Raw genomic sequence first — 607 nt, 5'->3', positions numbered from 1 at the left:
CCGTTATATAAATCGAGGATGCTCGATAGGTACATCATTTTTCCGCCGAATGGTAAATACGTAATATCCGTGACGAGTTTATGCATCGGTGCTTCAGCTTGAAATTGCCGCTTTAACAGGTACTCAGCTACATAAGCAGGCTGCCCTGTWTGCTTTCGTTTCTTTACTCTGACTCGACATTGAAGCTGCTCACATTGCATGATTCGTTGTACGCGCTTGTGATTAATCTTGTRCTTTTTTCGAAGCAGTGCAGTAATCTTTCGGTATCCGTAACGGAATTTATGCTCAGTGCAGAGTTCTCGAATCTCTTCAACCATGCTRTCCAATGGMCGAGTTTCGTTTTTTGYTCTCCATCGGTAATAGGTAGCACGTGGCACACCCAGCCATGMACAAGCTTTGGTGATCGTAACTTCCCCGTGAATCAACTCAACCAGTTCAACTATGATTTTTGGTGACAACTCCTTTCCATTTCCTTGTACTTTTTTAGCACATCTATTTGTTGCTTTAAGAACCGATTCTCCGCCTTTATTTGCTCCAGTTCCGAGGTAAACTCAGGTCCTTTACCRTAGCTGTATTGTTTGCCTACAGGTTGCTCCAAGCGGTTTAA

General features: G+C 43.3%; 1 protein-coding gene. It reads right to left on the bottom strand.

The window, feature by feature from the left end; all coding sequences use genetic code 11:
* On the bottom strand, window positions 1-317 hold a 317-nt coding region (locus AB4Z50_RS35895; RefSeq protein WP_441887267.1), incomplete at its 3' end, for an IS3 family transposase.
* Between the last annotated feature and the right edge of the window lie 290 nt (window positions 318-607).

Origin of the sequence: Paenibacillus sp. 2TAB26 (assembly GCF_052115145.1) — a bacterium.
In the GTDB taxonomy this organism is placed as follows: domain Bacteria; phylum Bacillota; class Bacilli; order Paenibacillales; family Paenibacillaceae; genus Pristimantibacillus.
This window is presented reverse-complemented; position numbering and strand designations above follow the sequence as displayed.